We start from the raw sequence: 16,860 nt of genomic DNA, 5'->3' as shown, positions 1-16,860 counted from the left end.
CGCGCCGACCGCTGCCCGACCGCTCCCCCGCCCGGGCCCCGTCCGCGCCCTGTCCGTGGCGGCCTCGTCGGTGGGAGGATGCCCGGGTGCCGGAGCTGCCCGAGGTGGAGGCGCTCGCGCAGTACCTGCGCGAGCGCACGGTGGGACGCGTCGTGACGCGTGTCGAGGTCGCCGCGATCAGCGCGCTCAAGACGTTCCGGCCCGCGCCGGCCGCGCTGCGCGACGGCACCGTGACGGGCGTGCAGCGCCACGGCAAGTGGCTCGACCTCGCGATGGCCACCCCTGCGGACGGCGAGCTGCACCTCGTGTGGCACCTCGCGCGCGCGGGCTGGCTGCGCTGGTACGACGCGCTGCCCGAGCGCCCCGCACGGCCGGGCAAGTCGCCGATCGCGCTGCGCGTCGGGTTCGACGACGGCGCGGGCTTCGACCTGACGGAGGCCGGGACGCGCAAGCGGCTGGCGGTGCACGTCGTGGCCGATCCGCGCGACGTGCCGCCGATCGCGACGCTCGGCGTCGAGCCGTTGTCCGACGCGTTCACGCGCGAGCGGCTGGCCGAGCTGCTCGCGGCGCGCAACCAGCAGGTCAAGGGTCTGCTGCGCGACCAGGGGACCATCGCCGGCATCGGCAACGCCTACTCCGACGAGATCCTGCTGGTGGCACGCACGAGCCCGTTCGCGCCGACCCGGTCGTACGACGCGGCCCGCACCGCGACGCTCCACGACGCGATCCGCTCCGTCCTCACCGAGGCGGTCACGACGGCGTCGGGTCGCCCTGCGGCCGAGCTCAAGGACGCCAAGCGGCGCGGGATGCGCGTGCACGGCCGCACGGGCGAGCCGTGCCCGGGGTGGGACGGGACGCCGTGCGGCGACACCGTGCACGAGGTGTCGTTCGCGGACTCCTCGCTGCAGTACTGCCCCACGTGCCAGACGGGCGGCAAGCCGTTGGCGGACCGGCGCATGTCGCGCCTCCTGCGCTGACCCCGCGGCCCGCGGACGCACCCGACGGTCGTCCGCAGCCGGATCACGGAACCGCCACGGCGTCGACGTCCGCGCGGCTAGCGTGGTCGCCGTGAGCACCATCGTGCGCGACCGCGCGCTGCCCGCCCGCTTCGCGGTGGTCGCGGGCGTCACGCTCGCGCTCCTCGTCGTCTCGCAGATCCTCCTGGCGCTGGGTCACGGCGTCGCGGCGTGGGCCCTGCTGCTTCTCACGGGCTTCGTTTCGGCCGGCAGCCACCTGGCCTGGCGTCGTCGCGTCGACGGCGGACCCGTGGGCACCACGGTCGGCGGCGTCGCCCTCGTCGTCGCGCAGGTCGCGCTGTGCGCCGGGGCGTCGCTCCTCGCCCGCTCGCTCGCCGCGGACGCCCTCGCGCTCGCCGTGGCCGTCGCCGTGCTCGCCGGTGCGCTCAGCACCGCGCTGCTGCGCTGGTGGCAGCTACGGCCGGTCACGCCTGACCCCGGCGTCGTCCTGCTGACGCCGCTGCGGACACCCGAGGGTGCGGCCGGCCGCAACAACGGCACGAAGCGTCAGAACAGCACGGTCGCGTAGGCACCGACCTCGCGGAACCCGACGGCCTCGTAGGCGCGCACGGCGCGCGTGTTGTAGCCGTTGACGTACAGCGACACGACGGGCGCGACGTCGGCGCGCGTCGCCTCGACGACCGCCGCCATGCCGCCCTCCGAGAGCCGCTCGCCGCGTCGCTCGGGCTCCACCCACACGCCCTGCACCTGCGCGACGCCCAGCGCGACCGCGGGCACCTCGGCCTTGAACACGACCCGCGGGCGGCGCCACGTGCCGCGGTCGACGAGCACGAACGAGCGTCCCTCCTCGACGAGCCGGCGCACCCGCACCTCGTACGGGCCGCCGGGTCCGCTGGCGGGCGAGTAGCCGACCTCCTCGGTGAACATCCGCACGCAGGCGGGCAGCACGAGGTCGTACTCGTCGGGCCGGGAGCGGCGCACGCGCGGGTCCGGGGCGACGCGCGGGTCGGTGTCGAGGACCATCGACGGCTGGTGGGCCCGCACCTCGCGCTCGGCCGGCCAGGAGCGACGCAGCCGCGACCAGAGCCCGAGCACGGGCTCGGCGGCCCCCACGATCGACGAGCAGCGTCGGCCGCGTGCGGCACCCAGGTCGGCGAACGCCGTCAGCGCACGCGACACGACGTCGGGGTCGGACGTGCCGAGGACCGGCACGAGGTTCGCGCCGACCCAGCAGACGGCGTGCAGCGCACCGTCCTCGGCGTACCCCCAGAGCTCGCCGCCGGCGCGGCGCACGCCCTGCTCCGCGGCCTGCAGGAGCCTGCTCGAGGCGAGCACCGACGCGACGGGGTCGACCGCGCACACGGCGAGCGCCGCGGGCACGTCGGCGTCCGCGAGCACGACCGCACCGGTCCGCCCGCCGAGCGCCGTCGCACGCGGAGCCACCATGCCCTGATTGTGCACCACGTCACACCCCGGCGCGGCGTCCGGCCCACCGTCGCCGACGGTCACGCGCACGCCCCGCGGGTCGTCACCCGACGGTGACGACGGGCGAGCCGTCGCCCGACTCCACCGGGTCCATCGTCTCGGCGAGGCGCATGGCCTCCTCGATGAGCGTCTCGACGATCATCGCCTCAGGCACGGTCTTGATGACCTCGCCCTTGACGAAGATCTGCCCCTTGCCGTTGCCCGACGCCACGCCCAGGTCGGCCTCGCGCGCCTCGCCCGGCCCGTTGACGACGCAGCCCATGACGGCCACGCGCAGCGGCACCTCCATGCCCTCGAGTCCCGCCGTGACCTTCTCCGCGAGCGTGTAGACGTCGACCTGCGCGCGACCGCACGACGGGCAGGACACGATCTCCAGCTTGCGCGGGCGCAGGTTGAGCGACTGCAGGATCTGGATGCCGACCTTGACCTCCTCGACCGGAGGCGCGGACAGCGACACGCGGATGGTGTCGCCGATGCCCTTGCTCAGCAGCGCGCCGAACGCCGTCGCCGACTTGATCGTGCCCTGGAACGCGGGGCCGGCCTCGGTGACGCCGAGGTGCAGCGGCCAGTCGCCGCGCTCGGCGAGCAGCTCGTAGGCCCGGACCATCACCACCGGGTCGTTGTGCTTGACGCTGATCTTGAAGTCCCGGAACCCGTGCTCCTCGAACAGCGACGCCTCCCACACGGCGGACTCGACGAGCGCCTCGGGCGTCGCCTTGCCGTACTTCGCGAGCAGGCGCGGGTCGAGCGAACCGGCGTTGACGCCGATGCGGATCGAGACGCCCGCGTCGGTGGCCGCCTGCGCGATCTCCTTGACCTGGTCGTCGAACTTCCGGATGTTGCCCGGGTTGACGCGCACCGCGGCGCAGCCCGCGTCGATGGCCGCGAACACGTACTTCGGCTGGAAGTGGATGTCCGCGATGACGGGGATCTGGGACTTGCGTGCGATGGCCGGCAGCGCCTCGGCGTCGTCCTGGCTCGGCACCGCGACGCGCACGATGTCGCAGCCCGCGGCCGTGAGCTCCGCGATCTGCTGGAGCGTCCGGTTGACGTCGGTCGTCGGGGTCGTCGTCATCGACTGGACCGAGACGGGGGCGTCACCGCCGACCTCGACCTTGCCGACGCGGATCTTGCGGGACGCGCGCCGCGGGGCCAGCACGGGGACTGGCGCCTGCGGCATGCCGAGGCTGATCGGTGTGCTCACGTGTCCATCATCCCATCCCCCGGGCTCCCGGGCGCTGTCGTGCGGTGCCGTGCGGCAGCACGTGCACGGGGCCGACACGGGACGTCCACGTGGTGCGCCCCGTGCTCGGCGAGGAGCCCGCTCAGCCGAGCCGGACGGGGTTGACGATGTCCAGGTACACGAGCAGCAGCCCGACGCCGCCCAGCAGCACGAACACCGTGTACGCGAGCGGGACCAGCCGCGCCGAGTCGGACGGTCGGGGCCGCGACGCGCCCCGCACGCGGGCGACCTGCCGACGCGCACCCTCCCACAGCGCGGTCACGACGTGACCGCCGTCCAGCGGCGGCAGCGGCAGCAGGTTGAACACGAACAGCGCGAGGTTGAGCATCGCGAGCGTCGACAGCAGGCCCGCGGCGCGCACCGCGACGGGCTCGGAGTCCATCGACGCGATCTCGCCCGCGAACCGGCCGATCCCGACGGGGCCGACGATCGACGTCTGGTCGCGCTCGCCCCCGGAGACGGTCGTCGAGACGAGGTCGACGATGCGCTGCGGGAGGGTCACGACCACCTTCATGGTCTGCCACGTGCCGTCGGCGGCGACCGCGAACGCCTCCCCCAGCGGCTGGCGCTCGATCTCGTTCGCGGGCGAGATCCCCAGGAAGCCGACCGGCCGCAGGACGGGCTTCCCGGCCGCGTCGGTCACGACGAGACCGTCGTCGTCGACGACGGGACGGTCCGCGACGACCGGTGTCGCGGTCAGCTCGACCTCGCGACCGTCGCGCTCGACGACGATCGGCACGGCACGGTCCGTCGTGTCCCGGATGAGACCGCTGACCTGCGCCCACGAGGACACCGCGACGCCGTCGTAGGACACGATGCGGTCGCCCGGCTCGAGGCCCGCCGCCGCGGCCGGCGCGGCCGGGTCGTCGTCGGCGCACGTCGTGCCCGCGGGCGCGTCGGCGGCGACGATGCACTGCGACACGGTCGCGACGGTCGTGCTCGCGGTCGGCACACCGATGCCCACGTAGGCGACGACGAGCAGCACGACCGCGATGAACAGGTTCATCACCGGCCCGCCGAGCATGACGACGAGCTTCTTGGGGGTGGACAGCCGGTAGAACGCGCGGTGGTCCTCACCGGGGTGGATCTCGTCGGCGCTCGCGGCGCGCGCGTCCGCCGCGACGCGCTGGAACCAGTTGCGCGGCTCGCGCGCGCCCACGGCGGCGTCGGTGGGGTACATGCCGACGAGGCGGACGTAGCCGCCGAGCGGCAGCGCCTTGACGCCGTACTCGGTCTCGCCGCGCGTGCGCGACCAGAGCGTCGGCCCGAAGCCGACCATGTACTGGCTGACCCGGACGCCGAACCGCTTGGCGGGCACCATGTGCCCCACCTCGTGCAGCGCGATCGACGCGAGCAGCACGACGACGAACACGAGCACCCCGACCAGGGCCTCCACGCGACACCACCTCCCGCGGACCCGGCGGCCCGCCCCTGCGCGCACAGCGTACGTCTGCGCCGACCCATGGTGAGGTCCGGACCTGGACGTCCGCTGGGAAGTCGCCTGGTCGGCGGAGCGGCACCCGCACCTCGGAGGGCGGTCCGGGCGGGCACGCGCGGACCCCGCCTTGTGCCGCGTCCGCAGCCGCGCGACGATCGGCCGCATGACGCCCGAGCCCGCCGCACCCCTCCGCCCCCGCACGTGCGACCGGTGAGGGCGGCGGCCGCGCCGCCGTGGGCCGACGTCCGCGACCCGGACGGCGCCGGACGGGTCGCCGACAGGCACCGGGCGTCGCTGGACGGTGACACGACCGCGGACGTCGTGGTCGTCGGCGCGGGCGCGACGGGTCTCTGGACGGCGTACTACCTGCTCGAGGCCGACCCGGCGATCGACGTGCTCGTCGTCGACGCGTCGACCGTCGGGGAGGGCGCCAGCAGCCGGACCACCGGGTGGTGCGCCGCGCGGTTCCCGGTCGCGACCGAGACGCTCGCGAGCCGCTACGGCGCGGCCACCGCGCGCGAGCTCCGCGCGGCGCTGCGCGACACGGTGGTCGAGGTGGGTGGCGTGACGGCCGCCGAGGAGATCGCCTGCGACTTCGCGTACGGCGGTCACCTCGTGCTCGCGCGCACCCCCGCGCAGTCCGCACGGCTGGCGGAGGCGGTCGCGTCCGCCCGACGCTGGGACGACGAGGTGGAGCCGCTCGACGCCGACGAGGCCGGCACGCACCTGCGAGCGGCCGGCACGCGCACCGCGGCCTGGACCCCCGACTCCGCGCGGGTGCAGCCGCGCGCGCTCGCCACCGGCCTCGCGCGCGTGGTCGAGCAGCGCGGCGTCCGCGTGGCGGAACGCACGCGCGTGCTGCGGGTGTCGCCCCGTGCAGTCGTGACCGACCAGGGCACCGTGCGCTTCCGGCACGTCGTGCACGCCACCGGCGCGACGCCCCCGGGGGTCCCGGGCACGGGCCGCGCGGGCGCCGCCACCGACGCCGTCGCGATCGCGACCGAGCCGCTCCCGGCCCCGGTGTGGCACGAGCTCGGGCTGGCGCACGGCACGACGTTCTCGGTGGCCTCCCGCCGGGCCGTCCACGGCCACCGCAGCGCGGACGACCGCCTCGTGCTGACCGCACGCGCCGGCGGTCCCGCACCCTCCGGCGCGCACGCGCGCCTGCGCGCCGCCCTCGTGGACCTGTTCCCGTCTCTCGCCGCCCGCACCGTGACGCACGCGTGGCGATGGCCGCTCGACGTCGCACGCGACGGGTACGCGTCCGTGGGCGTCGACCCGGCGGCGGGGCTGGCGTGGACGCACGGGCACGCCGAGGACGGCACGGCGCTCGCCAACCTCGCCGGCCGCACGCTCGCGGACCTCCTGACGGGCACCAGCAGCGCGCTCACGCGGCTCCCCTGGGTCGGGCACCGGTCCCCCGCGTGGCCGCCGGGACCGGCGGCCACCGCGATGCTGACCGCAGCGGCGTGGCGCGCGGCCCGGTCCGACCGGACCGAGCAACCGGCGTCACGCCCGCGCACGAGCCGGGGATGAGCGGCCGCGACGGGCGACGTCACCGGCGGGCACCGGTCAGCGGACCGCCAGCACCTCGTGCGCGCGGGTGCGCGCCCACCGCTCGGCGTCGAGCACCGCGTCGAGCGTGAGCGCGTCGCGGGGCGTGCCGTCGTGCTCGTCGAGCACCCGGGTGACCGTCGCCACGACCTGACCGAACCCGATGCGCCCCGCGAGGAACGCCGCGACGCCCTCCTCGTTGGCGGCGTTGTACACCGCGGGGTGGGTGGCCGACGCGGCCACGGCGGCCCGCGCGAGCGCGACCGCGGGGAACACGTCCTCGTCGAGCGGCTCGAACGTCCAGGACGTCGCCGCGCTCCAGTCGCACGGCCGGGCCGCTGCCGGCACGCGCTCGGGCCACGCGAGCCCCAGCGCGATCGGCAGCCGCATGTCGGGCGGCGACGCCTGCGCGATCGTCGACCCGTCCACGAACTCGACCATCGAGTGCACGACCGACTGCGGGTGCACCACGACCGCGATGTCCGCGACCGGCACGTCGAACAGCAGGTGGGCCTCGATGAGCTCGAGCCCCTTGTTCATGAGGCTGGCCGAGTTGACCGTCACGACCGGGCCCATCGACCACGTCGGGTGCGCGAGTGCTTGCTCCGGCGTCGCCGCCGCGACCTGCTCGGCGGACCACCCGCGGAACGGGCCGCCCGAGGCCGTGAGCACCAGGCGACGGACCTCGCGGGCCGTGCCCGAGCGCAGCGCCTGCGCGATCGCGGAGTGCTCGGAGTCGACCGGGACGACCTGGTCGGACCGGACGGCGGCGTCGTGCACGAGCGAGCCGCCCACGACGAGGGACTCCTTGTTGGCCAGCGCGAGCGTGCTGCCGGCACGCAGCGCCGCAAGCGTCGGCAGCAGCCCGACCGACCCCGTGATGCCGTTGAGGACCACGTCGGCGCCCGACGCGGCGAGCTCGGCGGCGGCGTCCGGCCCGTCGAGCACGCGCACGCCCGGCAGCGCCTCCCGCACCCTCGCCGCCGCGAGGCGGTCCGCGACCGCCACCGCGGGCACGGCGTGCGCGAGCGCCTGCTCGACCAGCAGGTCCACCTGGGCCCCGCCCGCCGACAGACCCGTCACGGTGAAGCGGTCGGGGTTCGCCGCCACGATGTCGAGCGCCTGGGTGCCGATCGACCCCGTCGACCCCAGCACGACGACCGTGCGCGTCATCCCGTCACCTCCGCCGGCCGGCGCGACCCGCTCACTCGACCCCGAGCAGGACCTCGACCGCACGCGCGACGAACGCGTCGACCGGGCCCTCCGCGTAGCCGTTGCGCCCGTTGCGGCGCCGGAACGTCGCCGAGCGCACCTCGGCCGCCGTGAGCGGCGCGCCGGTGTCGAAGTACGCGACCAGCCGGTGGCACAGCTCGTCGACGTCGGCCGGCTCGTAGCCGGGCCGACGCCCCTCGGGCGGCGCGAACCGGTCGCCGTCCGGCCGACCGAGCCGGCCGTAGAGCGTGCGCGCCTGCGTGCCGAGGTGGGCCATCCAGGCGTCCTGGCCGTTGTCGGCCACGAACTGCGCGCGGTGCCGCGCGACGAACGCCGCCTCGAGCCGGTCGAGCGCCGCGTCGACCGCCGCCGTCACGTACCCGCCGCGGACCATGTCGAACGCGACGGTCCGCACGTCGGCACCGGACATCGTGCCGGCGGGACCCTGCTCGTAGACGGCCCGTGCGTGCGAGAAGAACTCGTCGACCTCGTCGGGGTCGTACCCCCGGCGCAGGCCGGACACCGTCCGGAACATCCCGTCGCTCACTCGTCCTCCTCCGCCGCGAGCTGACCGCACGCACCGTCGATGTCGCTGCCACGGGTGTCCCGGATCGTCGTCGGGATGCCGTGCGCACGCAAGCGTGCCACGAACTCCTGCTCGACCCGCGGATCGCTCGCCGTCCAGCGCGAACCCGGCGTCGGGTTCAAGGGGATCGGGTTGCAGTGCACCCACCCCGAGCCGCCGCGGGCGAGCAGCTTCTCGCCGAGCAGGTCCGCGCGCCACGCGTGGTCGTTGACGTCGCGGATCAGCGCGTACTCGATCGACACGCGGCGCCCCGTGGCGTCGAAGTACCGGCGCGCCGAGTCGAGCGCCTCGTCGACCGACCAGCGCGTGTTGACCGGCACGAGCTCCGAGCGCAGCTCGTCGTCGGGTGCGTGCAGCGACAGCGCGAGCGTCACGGGGATGCCCTCGCCGGCGAGCTTGTCCATGGCCGGCACGAGCCCCACCGTCGAGACCGTCACGTTCCGCGCCGACATGCCGAAGCCGTCGGGCGCAGGGGCCACGAGCTGCCGCACGGTCGCCATCACCGACTTGTAGTTGGCGAGCGGCTCGCCCATGCCCATGAAGACGACGTTGCTCAACCGGGTCTCGCCACCGGGGACCTCGCCCGCCGCGAGGGCGCGCGCCGCCTCGCGCACCTGCTCGACGATCTCGGCCGTCGACAGGTTGCGCAGCAGCCCCATCTTGCCGGTCGCGCAGAACGAGCACGCGAGGCCGCACCCGGCCTGCGACGACACGCACAGGGTCGTGCGGTTCGCGTACCGCATGAGCACCGACTCGACCTTGGCGCCGTCGAACAGGTGGTACAGCGTCTTGACCGTCGTGCCGTGGTCCGCGGACAGCGTGCGGCTGGTGGTCAGCAGCTGCGGGAACAGGTCGGCCACGAGCACGTCGCGCGACGCCTTCGGCAGGTCGGTCATCGCGGCGGCGTCCGCCGTGAGGTGCGTGAAGTAGTGCGTCGCGAGCTGCTTGGCGCGGAACGGCTTCTCGCCGAGGGCGGCGACGGCGGCGACCCGCTCGTCGGGCGTGAGGTCGACGAAGTGGCGCGGCGGCTTGCCGCGCGCTCCGCGGGTGGGGGCGCTGAGCTGCAGGCGCACGGGCGCGGCGTTCATCGGCGGCGCCTCCTTCCGGTGGGTGGGCGGTGTCAGCCGGCGGCCGGCTGGAGGACCGAGAGCAGGAGCCACACCGTCGGGGCCGTGAGCAGGAGCGAGTCGAGACGGTCGAGCACGCCGCCGTGGCCGGGCAGCAGGCTGCCCATGTCCTTGAGCTCGAGGTCGCGCTTGATCATGGACTCGGCGAGGTCGCCGAGCGTCGCGCTCGCCACGGTGCCGAGGCCGAGGAACGCCCCGACGAGCGGGTCGCCGTGGAAGACCGTCTGGATGCCGACGACGCCGACGACGCTCGTGAGCACGACGGACCCGACGAGGCCCTCCCAGGACTTCTTGGGGCTCACCGACGGCGCCAGGGGGTGGCGGCCGAGCAGCGTGCCGACGACGTAGCCACCGGTGTCGCACGCCACGCCCAGCAGGATGAACAGCGCGACACGGGCGGGACCGTCGGGCTCGGCGAGCATCAGCATGACGAATCCACCGAGGAACGGCAGGTACGCCGCCGCGAAGGTCGCCGCCGAGGCGTCGCGCAGCGCGGCCTCGCCGCTGCCGTCGAGCACCCGCCACACCACGGCGCCGCCCACCGTCAGCAGGAACGCCACGAAGAGCGCCTCGGTGCCGGCGACGTACGCCGAGACCAGGATCCCCGCCGACCCGACGACGAGCGGCACCAGCGGCAGGTGGATCGAGCGGCGCGTGAGCGCCTGCGCGAGCTCCCACATGGCCGCACCCACGGCGACCACCGCGAAGACGGCGAACGCCTCCTTGCGGATGAACAGCGAGGCCGCGACGGCGACGAGCAGCAGGACGCCGACCGTGACGGCGGCCGGGAGGTTCCGGCCCGCCGCGGCCTTGCGCGGGGCAGCGAGCTGAGTCATCAGACCTCGAGCAGCTCGCTCTCCTTGGAGGCGAGCAGCTGGTCCACGAGCTCGACGTGCTTCTTCGTCAGCGCCTCGAGCTCCTTCTCCGCGCGGGCGACCTCGTCCTCGCCGGCCTCGCCGTCCTTCGCGATGCGGTCGAGCTCCTCCTTGGCGCGCCGGCGCACCGACCGCACCGAGATGCGGGCGTCCTCGGCCTTGGACTTGGCGAGCTTGACGAAGTCCTTGCGCCGCTCCGCGGTGAGCGCGGGCAGGACGACGCGCACGACGCTGCCGTCGTTCGTGGGGTTCACGCCGAGGTCGGAGTCGCGCAGGGCCTTCTCGATGGCCGACATCGACGACTTGTCGAACGGCGACACCAGGATCGTGCGCGCCTCGACGACGTTGAACGACGCGAGCTGCTGCAGCGGCGTCGGCGAGCCGTAGTAGTCGACGAAGACCTTGGCGAACATCGCGGCGTTCGCGCGGCCCGTGCGGATGGCGGCGAAGTCCTCCTTCGCGACCTCCACGGCCTTGTCCATCTTCTCCTCGGCCTCGAGGAGTGTGTCGTCGATCACCGGTGCTCCTTCATGTGGTTCGGACGGCGCCGGGCCGTCGTTCGCGTGGGGCGCTGTCGGTCAGCTCGCGGTGACGAGCGTCCCGATCCTCTCACCCGTGAGGGCGCGCGTGACGTTGCCGACCTCCTCGAGCCCGAAGACCCGCATCGGCACGTCGTTGTCGCGGCACAGGCTCAGCGCCGAGGTGTCCATGACGCCGAGCTCGTTGACGATCGCCTCGGTGTACGTCAGGTGGTCGAGCTTGCGGGCGTCGGGGTCGCGCCGCGGGTCGGCGGTGTACACGCCGTCGACGCCGTTCTTGCCCATGAGGACCTCCTGGCAGTGGGTCTCCAGGGCGCGCTGCACGGCGACGGTGTCGGTCGAGAAGTACGGCAGGCCCGCACCGGCGCCGAAGATGACGACGCGGCCCTTCTCGAGGTGGCGGATCGCCCGCAGCGGGATGTAGGGCTCGGCGACCTGGCCCATCGTGATGGCCGTCTGCACGCGCGTGCTGACGCCGGCCTGCTCGAGGAAGTCCTGGAGCGCGAGGCAGTTCATGACCGTGCCGAGCATGCCCATGTAGTCGGCCCGGGCGCGGTCCATGCCGCTGACCTGGAGCTCGACGCCGCGGAAGAAGTTCCCGCCGCCGACGACGATCGCGACCTGGACGCCGTCGCGGACGGCCGCGCCGATCTCCTCGGCGATCCGTCGGACCACGGGCACGGCGAGCCCGACGGCACCCCCGCCGAAGCTCTCGCCCGAGAGCTTGAGCAGCACGCGCCGAGCGGTGGGGGGCTCCCCCGCCGCGGTGTCCTGCGTCGTCGACGGCTGCTGGCTCACGTGTCCTCCACCTGGTTCGAGCGCCGGTCGCGACGCGCTGGCCGCTGGGTCGACGCGGGTCGCCCGGCGGTCCACGGGCGCCCGGTGCGGCGGTGGCCCCGACCCTCGCGGGCCGGGGCCACCGTCGACGTCACGCGGTCAGGCTCCCACGCGGTAGCGGACGAAGCCCGTCACCGTGCCGCCGGCCTCGGCGACGACCTGGCCGACGGTCTTCTTGTTGTCCTTCGCGAAGGCCTGGTCCAGCAGGACGGCCTCCTTGAAGAACCCGTTGAGGCGGCCCTCGACGATCTTCGCGAGCGCGGCCTCGGGCTTGCCCTCGTTGCGGGCCGTCTCCTCGGCGATGCGACGCTCGTTCTCGACGACGTCCGCGGGGACCTCGTCGCGCGTCAGGTACGACGGCGAGAACGCCGCGATGTGCGTCGCGACGTCGCGCGCCACGGCGGCACCCGCCGCGTCGGTCGCGACGAGGACGCCGACCTGCGGGGGCAGGTCCTTGTTGACCTTGTGCAGGTAGACCTCGACGTGCTCGCCCGCGAGACGCGCGACGCGGCGCACGACGATCTTCTCGCCGAGCGTCGCGGCGGTCTCGTCGACGACGGTCTGGACGGGCGTGCCGTCCGACTCGGCGGCGAGCAGCGCGTCCGCGTCGGCCGCACCCGACTCGACGGCGGCCGCGAGCACGCGGTCGGCGAGCGAGATGAAGGTCTGGTTCTTGGCGACGAAGTCCGTCTCGGAGTTGACCTCGACGAGCACGCCGGTCCGGCCCTCGCCGTCGGCGGTCGGGCCGACGTGCGCCGCGACGAGACCGTCGGAGGCCGCACGGCCCTCGCGCTTGCCCACGCCCTTAAGGCCCTTGACGCGGATGATCTCGAGCGCCTTGTCGGCGTCGCCGCCGGCCTCCTCGAGCGCCTTCTTGACGTCCATCATGCCGGCACCGGTGCGCTCGCGCAGCGCCTTGATGTCGGCCAGCGAGTAGTTCGCCATCAGTTCGATCCGTCCTCGAGTTCTCGTCATGCCGATCGTCCTCGGCATGCCGGGTGCGGCGCGGGGTGTCCCGCGCCGCACCCGTGGGTCGGTGCCCGGCGCCCGTGAGGGCGCCGTGCGTCAGGCCTGCTCGGTGCCCTCGGCGGCCTCGGCGGCGGCCTCGACGGCCGGCGCGGCCTCGGCACCGGGGGTGGCGGCCGACTCGGTCGGCGCGGCCTCGCCCGCGGGGGCCTCGGCGTCGCCGGCCTGCGCGGCAGCGGCCTCGACGGCGGCCGGCGCGAGCGCCGGGTCCTGCGCGCCCGCCTCGGCGCCGGCGAGCAGCTCGCGCTCCCACTCGGCGAGCGGCTCGGCCGCGGCCTCGGCGCCCTGCGTCGCGGCCGCGCCGCCCGAGTGGCGCTTGAGCGTGCCGTCGGCGACCGCGTCGGCGATCACGCGGGTCAGCAGCTGCACGGCACGGATGGCGTCGTCGTTGCCCGGGATCGGGTAGTCGACGACGTCGGGGTCGCAGTTGGTGTCGAGGATCGCGACGACCGGGATCCCGAGCTTGCGCGCCTCGTCGACCGCGAGGTGCTCCTTGTTGGTGTCGACGATCCACACGGCCGAGGGGACCTTGGCCATGTCACGGATGCCGCCGAGCGTCTTCGTGAGCTTGTCCTTCTCGCGACGCAGGACGAGCAGCTCCTTCTTCGTCAGGCCGGAGGCCGCGACGTCGTCGAAGTCGATCTGCTCGAGCTCCTTGAGGCGCTGCAGGCGCTTGTGGACCGTCGAGAAGTTGGTGAGCATGCCGCCGAGCCAGCGCTGGTTGACGTAGGGCATGCCGACGCGCGCGGCCTGCTCGGCGACGGGCTCCTGCGCCTGCTTCTTGGTGCCGACGAACAGGATCGAGCCGCCGTGGGCGACCGTCTGCGAGACGAACTCGTAGGCCCGGTCGATGTAGGACAGCGACTGCTGGAGGTCGACGATGTAGATGCCGTTGCGCTCGGTGAAGATGAAGCGCTTCATCTTGGGGTTCCAGCGGCGGGTCTGGTGCCCGAAGTGGACACCGCTCTCGAGCAGCTGGCGCATGGTCACGACGGCCATGACACGTCCTTCCGGCGCACGCCCTGCGGCGCACGCGCTCGTGCGGACCCCCCGGGCCCGCGGTCTCGGTTGTCGGCGCGGCCGTCGGCCGTGCCCCTGGTGCCGCACGCCGCCCGCGCCGGGCGCGAGACCCGGACCGCTGCGGACGACGTCCCGTCCGCCGCGCCGGCACCCCTGCCGACGGCGGGCCGGGGCGGGGGGCGACGTGGACGACCGGGGTCGTGGCACGCGAAGTCGACCGGCAGGTACCGGTCGCCCGAGAAGTCTAGCCCACGCGCCGGTCGGACCCGACCAGCGCGCGGGCTCCGCACCGGCACACCGGGGGCGGACGCGATCGCCCCCACGCGGGTCAGCGCGCTGCGGCGAACCACCCCCAGCCCTCGCGACGCTGCGGCTGCCCACAGGACCGCGCGCGACGCCGGCGCCCGGCGCCGCGCCCCGCGAACCTCACCGCATGCCAGCAGCCGCCCTGCCCGCCGCCCCCGCCCGCCGCCGCACCGCACGGGCGGTGACGGGTGCCGTCGTCGCCACGGTCGGCGCCTACGTCGCCCTGGCGCTCGCCACCGGTGCCGGCGGCGCGCCGCCGCCCCCCGCCCCACCTGCCGCGTACCGACCCCCGGTCGAGGCACCCGTGGTCGTGCGCGCGTTCGCGCCCCCGCCCCGTCCGTGGCTCCCCGGGCACCGCGGGGTCGACGTCGCCGCGGCGGCGGGCGCTCCCGTGCTCGCCCCGGCCGACGGGGTGGTGACCTTCGCGGGGCGGGTCGTCGACCGCGGCGTCGTCACGGTCCTGCACCCCGACGGGCGTCGTTCCAGCCTGGAACCCGTGTCGGCGACGGTCGCGGTGGGCCAGGCCGTGCTCGCCGGGGACGCCCTGGGCGTGGTCGCGGGCAGCCCGCACGGCACCGAGGGCGGGCCCGGCGTCCACTGGGGCGTGCGGGAGGGCGACGTGTACGTCGACCCGTGGGACCTGCTCCCGGGCCGCGGTCCGGTCGTGCTGCTCGAGGCGCCGGCCGGCTGACGGACGGCTCAGGCGCGCTCGGCGTCCAGCAGGCGCGTGCGCAGCCGCGTCATCGCGGCCGTGTGGATCTGCGAGATGCGCGACTCGGTGACACCGAGGACGCGGCCGATCTCGGCGAGCGTCATGCTCTCGTAGTAGTAGAGCACCACGACCAGGCGCTCGCGCTCACCGAGGCACTCGATCGCGCGCGACAGCAGGTACTTCGTCTCCTGCGCCTCGACCGAGCCGGCCGGGTCCTCGGCCCGGCGGTCGCCGAGCGTGTCGGCCAGCGTGGCGGCACCGGGCCGGTCGTCGCTCCCGGCGAGCAGCTCGTCGAGCGCCGCGATGTTCACGGACGCGAGCTGGGAGTACACCGCGCGCAGCTCGGGCAGCGGGATCTCGAGCCGCTCCGCGACCTCGACCTCGGTCGGCGCACGGTGCAGGGTGGCCTCGAGCTCGCCGTAGGCGCGGTCGACGGCGCGCGCCTTGGTCCGCACGGAGCGCGGCACCCAGTCCATCGCCCGGAGCTCGTCGATGATCGCGCCGCGGATGCGCGAGGAGGCGTACGACTCGAACTTCACGGCACGGTCGGTGCGGTACTTCTCGATGGCGTCGATGAGCCCGAACATGCCGTACGACACGAGGTCGGCGTGCTCGACGGTGGACGGCAGCCGCATGCCGATGCGGCCGGCCACGGCGGTCACCAGCGGGACGAAGTGCAGGATGAGCCGCTCGCGCGCCTGCGGGCAGTGGGTGGTGGTGTACCGCTCCCACAGCACCTCGAGGTCCGCCGCGTCGGCCCGCTGCGGCACCGCGGCGAGCCCGCGCGCGGGGGCCGAGGACCGCTGCTGGGGGACGATCCCCGCGGGGGCCGTCCCGGGGACGTAGGTGCGTGCGACCGTGGCGGTACCGGCGCCGGCGAGGGCGTCCTGCAGTGCCGTCATCGTCGGCTCCGTTCGTGAGGGGTGCGGTGCGAGCAGGGTGAGGGTCCCTGCACGGGGTCGGGGGGCATCGTGGTCAGGCCCGCGGGTGGGCCAGCTGGAAGGCGGAGCGCAGCCGCTCGGCCGAGACGTGGGTGTAGCGCTGCGTGGTCGACAGGCTGGCGTGGCCGAGGATCTCCTGGACGGTGCGCAGGTCGGAGCCCCCCTCGAGCAGGTGCGTCGCGGCCGTGTGCCGCAGCGCGTGCGGTGCGACGTCGTCGACGCCCACCGCGGCGGCGAGCTCGTGCACGACCGCGCGCAGCTGGCGCTGGTCGGCGCGGCCACCCCGTCGCCCCAGGAGCAGCGCCGGTCCGGAGCCCTCGCGGACCAGGCGGGGCCGCCCGGTCGTGAGCCAGGCGTCGACGGCCCGCGCGGCGGGACGACCGAACGGCACGACGCGCTCCTTGTCGCCCTTGCCGACCACGCGCAGCGTGAGCTGGCCGAGGTCGAGGTCGTCGACGTCGGCCCCGCAGAGCTCGCCGACGCGCGCGCCGGTCGCGTAGAGCAGCTCGAGAGCGGCCCAGTCCCGCAGGTGGACCGGGTCCGCGTCCGCGGCCCGTTCGCGCGCCGCGTCGAGCAGTCGCGTGACGGGCTCGACGGCCAGGACGGCGGGCAGCACGGACGCCGCACGAGCCGTGCCGAGACGGAGCGTCGGGTCGACCGGCACGCGGCCGGTGCGCGTGGCCCACGTGAAGAACGTGCGGGCCGCCGCCGAGCGTCGCGCCAGCGTGGCCCTGCTGAGCCCGTCCTGCACCATGGCCGCGAGCCACCCGCGCAGCAGCGCGAGGTCGACGTCGGCGAGCTGCGTCACGCCGTGCCGCGCCGCGTGGTCGAGGAGGTGGTCGAGGTCACCCAGGTACGCGCGCACCGTGTTCGCGGAGACGCCGCGCTGCGCGTGCAGGTGCAGGGCGAAGTCACTGCGCAGCAGAGCCCGCTGAGGGTCTCCCGCCGTGATCTTCGCCATGTGCATGACCCTAAGGTGGCG

At 74.8% G+C, this 16,860-nt stretch carries 17 protein-coding genes; 4 read left to right on the top strand and 13 right to left on the bottom strand.

The window, feature by feature from the left end; genetic code table 11:
- Positions 1-86: 86 nt before the first annotated feature.
- Both GY42_RS02475 and GY42_RS02470 read left to right on the top strand, forming a co-directional pair.
- Entirely contained in the window at positions 87-977 is an 891-nt protein-coding gene (locus GY42_RS02475; protein ID WP_046528116.1) for an Fpg/Nei family DNA glycosylase, read from the top strand.
- A 91-nt stretch (positions 978-1,068) separates the two neighbouring features.
- Positions 1,069-1,545, top strand: coding sequence for a hypothetical protein (locus tag GY42_RS02470; RefSeq protein ID WP_152667206.1), 477 nt, complete (start codon positions 1,069-1,071; stop codon positions 1,543-1,545).
- Here GY42_RS02470 and GY42_RS02465 read toward each other — a convergent pair.
- The 3 genes from GY42_RS02465 to GY42_RS02455 form a co-directional block, all read right to left on the bottom strand.
- Complete coding sequence (locus GY42_RS02465) at positions 1,524-2,423, bottom strand: GNAT family N-acetyltransferase (RefSeq protein ID WP_046530453.1); 900 nt, start codon at positions 2,421-2,423, stop codon at positions 1,524-1,526. The genes GY42_RS02470 and GY42_RS02465 overlap by 22 nt on opposite strands.
- Before the next feature lie 82 nt (positions 2,424-2,505).
- Positions 2,506-3,642, bottom strand: a complete 1,137-nt coding sequence (gene ispG / locus GY42_RS02460; RefSeq protein ID WP_174524314.1) for a flavodoxin-dependent (E)-4-hydroxy-3-methylbut-2-enyl-diphosphate synthase — start codon at positions 3,640-3,642, stop codon at positions 2,506-2,508.
- Between the two features lie 145 nt (positions 3,643-3,787).
- Positions 3,788-5,101 carry a M50 family metallopeptidase gene (locus GY42_RS02455; RefSeq protein ID WP_046528113.1) on the bottom strand — a complete coding sequence of 438 codons (1,314 nt, stop codon included), beginning with the start codon at positions 5,099-5,101 and terminating at the stop codon, positions 3,788-3,790.
- Between the two features lie 252 nt (positions 5,102-5,353).
- On the opposite strand from GY42_RS02455, the gene GY42_RS02450 reads away from it, so the two are divergent.
- Positions 5,354-6,679 carry an NAD(P)/FAD-dependent oxidoreductase gene (locus GY42_RS02450; protein ID WP_046528112.1) on the top strand — a complete coding sequence of 442 codons (1,326 nt, stop codon included), beginning with the start codon at positions 5,354-5,356 and terminating at the stop codon, positions 6,677-6,679.
- Positions 6,680-6,715: 36 nt separating this feature from the next.
- Here GY42_RS02450 and dxr read toward each other — a convergent pair whose 3' ends face one another.
- The 8 genes from dxr to rpsB all read right to left on the bottom strand — a co-directional run bounded on the left by dxr (position 6,716) and on the right by rpsB (position 13,898).
- Complete coding sequence (dxr, locus tag GY42_RS02445) at positions 6,716-7,870, bottom strand: 1-deoxy-D-xylulose-5-phosphate reductoisomerase (protein ID WP_046528111.1); 1,155 nt, start codon at positions 7,868-7,870, stop codon at positions 6,716-6,718.
- A gap of 31 nt (positions 7,871-7,901) precedes the next feature.
- Positions 7,902-8,456 carry a DivIVA domain-containing protein gene (locus GY42_RS02440; protein ID WP_046528110.1) on the bottom strand — a complete coding sequence of 185 codons (555 nt, stop codon included), beginning with the start codon at positions 8,454-8,456 and terminating at the stop codon, positions 7,902-7,904.
- Positions 8,453-9,583 (bottom strand): 23S rRNA (adenine(2503)-C(2))-methyltransferase RlmN, encoded by a 1,131-nt coding sequence (gene rlmN, locus GY42_RS02435; protein ID WP_046528109.1) that lies wholly within the window; start codon positions 9,581-9,583, stop codon positions 8,453-8,455. Before rlmN ends, GY42_RS02440 begins: the two co-directional genes overlap by 4 nt.
- A gap of 32 nt (positions 9,584-9,615) precedes the next feature.
- Entirely contained in the window at positions 9,616-10,458 is an 843-nt protein-coding gene (locus GY42_RS02430; protein ID WP_046528108.1) for a phosphatidate cytidylyltransferase, read from the bottom strand.
- Positions 10,458-11,015, bottom strand: coding sequence for a ribosome recycling factor (frr, locus tag GY42_RS02425; protein WP_046528107.1), 558 nt, complete (start codon positions 11,013-11,015; stop codon positions 10,458-10,460). The genes GY42_RS02430 and frr overlap by 1 nt, the downstream gene beginning before the upstream one ends.
- A 60-nt stretch (positions 11,016-11,075) precedes the next feature.
- Complete coding sequence (pyrH, locus tag GY42_RS02420) at positions 11,076-11,834, bottom strand: UMP kinase (protein ID WP_046528106.1); 759 nt, start codon at positions 11,832-11,834, stop codon at positions 11,076-11,078.
- Between the two features lie 138 nt (positions 11,835-11,972).
- Entirely contained in the window at positions 11,973-12,818 is an 846-nt protein-coding gene (tsf, locus tag GY42_RS02415) for a translation elongation factor Ts (RefSeq protein WP_046528105.1), read from the bottom strand.
- Between the two features lie 120 nt (positions 12,819-12,938).
- The gene (rpsB, locus tag GY42_RS02410; protein ID WP_046528104.1) at positions 12,939-13,898 is read right to left on the bottom strand and encodes a 30S ribosomal protein S2; all 960 of its coding nucleotides are present in this window, start codon (positions 13,896-13,898) and stop codon (positions 12,939-12,941) included.
- A gap of 454 nt (positions 13,899-14,352) precedes the next feature.
- On the opposite strand from rpsB, the gene GY42_RS02405 reads away from it, so the two are divergent.
- The gene (locus GY42_RS02405; RefSeq protein WP_046528103.1) at positions 14,353-14,916 is read left to right on the top strand and encodes a M23 family metallopeptidase; all 564 of its coding nucleotides are present in this window, start codon (positions 14,353-14,355) and stop codon (positions 14,914-14,916) included.
- Between the two features lie 8 nt (positions 14,917-14,924).
- On the opposite strand, the gene GY42_RS02400 is transcribed toward GY42_RS02405, so the two are convergent.
- Both GY42_RS02400 and GY42_RS02395 read right to left on the bottom strand, forming a co-directional pair.
- Complete coding sequence (locus tag GY42_RS02400) at positions 14,925-15,839, bottom strand: FliA/WhiG family RNA polymerase sigma factor (protein WP_082131326.1); 915 nt, start codon at positions 15,837-15,839, stop codon at positions 14,925-14,927.
- 73 nt (positions 15,840-15,912) lie between these two features.
- Positions 15,913-16,839 carry a tyrosine recombinase XerC gene (locus GY42_RS02395; protein ID WP_046528102.1) on the bottom strand — a complete coding sequence of 309 codons (927 nt, stop codon included), beginning with the start codon at positions 16,837-16,839 and terminating at the stop codon, positions 15,913-15,915.
- Positions 16,840-16,860 lie beyond the last annotated feature (21 nt).

Source organism: Cellulomonas sp. FA1 (assembly GCF_000986825.1).
GTDB lineage: Bacteria > Actinomycetota > Actinomycetes > Actinomycetales > Cellulomonadaceae > Cellulomonas > Cellulomonas iranensis.
The sequence above is the reverse complement of the archived record's forward strand: the minus strand, read 5'-3'. Positions and strand labels throughout refer to the sequence as shown.

Coding starts and splice junctions, on each gene's coding strand:
- GY42_RS02430 (WP_046528108.1), bottom strand. CDS start 10,458: ATGACTCAGCTCGCTGCCCCGCGCAAGGCCGCGGCGGGCCGGAACCTC.
- dxr (WP_046528111.1), bottom strand. CDS start 7,870: ATGACGCGCACGGTCGTCGTGCTGGGGTCGACGGGGTCGATCGGCACC.
- GY42_RS02400 (WP_082131326.1), bottom strand. CDS start 15,839: ATGACGGCACTGCAGGACGCCCTCGCCGGCGCCGGTACCGCCACGGTC.
- GY42_RS02465 (WP_046530453.1), bottom strand. CDS start 2,423: ATGGTGGCTCCGCGTGCGACGGCGCTCGGCGGGCGGACCGGTGCGGTC.
- GY42_RS02395 (WP_046528102.1), bottom strand. CDS start 16,839: ATGGCGAAGATCACGGCGGGAGACCCTCAGCGGGCTCTGCTGCGCAGT.
- ispG (WP_174524314.1), bottom strand. CDS start 3,642: ATGCCGCAGGCGCCAGTCCCCGTGCTGGCCCCGCGGCGCGCGTCCCGC.
- rlmN (WP_046528109.1), bottom strand. CDS start 9,583: ATGAACGCCGCGCCCGTGCGCCTGCAGCTCAGCGCCCCCACCCGCGGA.
- GY42_RS02405 (WP_046528103.1), top strand. CDS start 14,353: ATGCCAGCAGCCGCCCTGCCCGCCGCCCCCGCCCGCCGCCGCACCGCA.
- tsf (WP_046528105.1), bottom strand. CDS start 12,818: ATGGCGAACTACTCGCTGGCCGACATCAAGGCGCTGCGCGAGCGCACC.
- rpsB (WP_046528104.1), bottom strand. CDS start 13,898: ATGGCCGTCGTGACCATGCGCCAGCTGCTCGAGAGCGGTGTCCACTTC.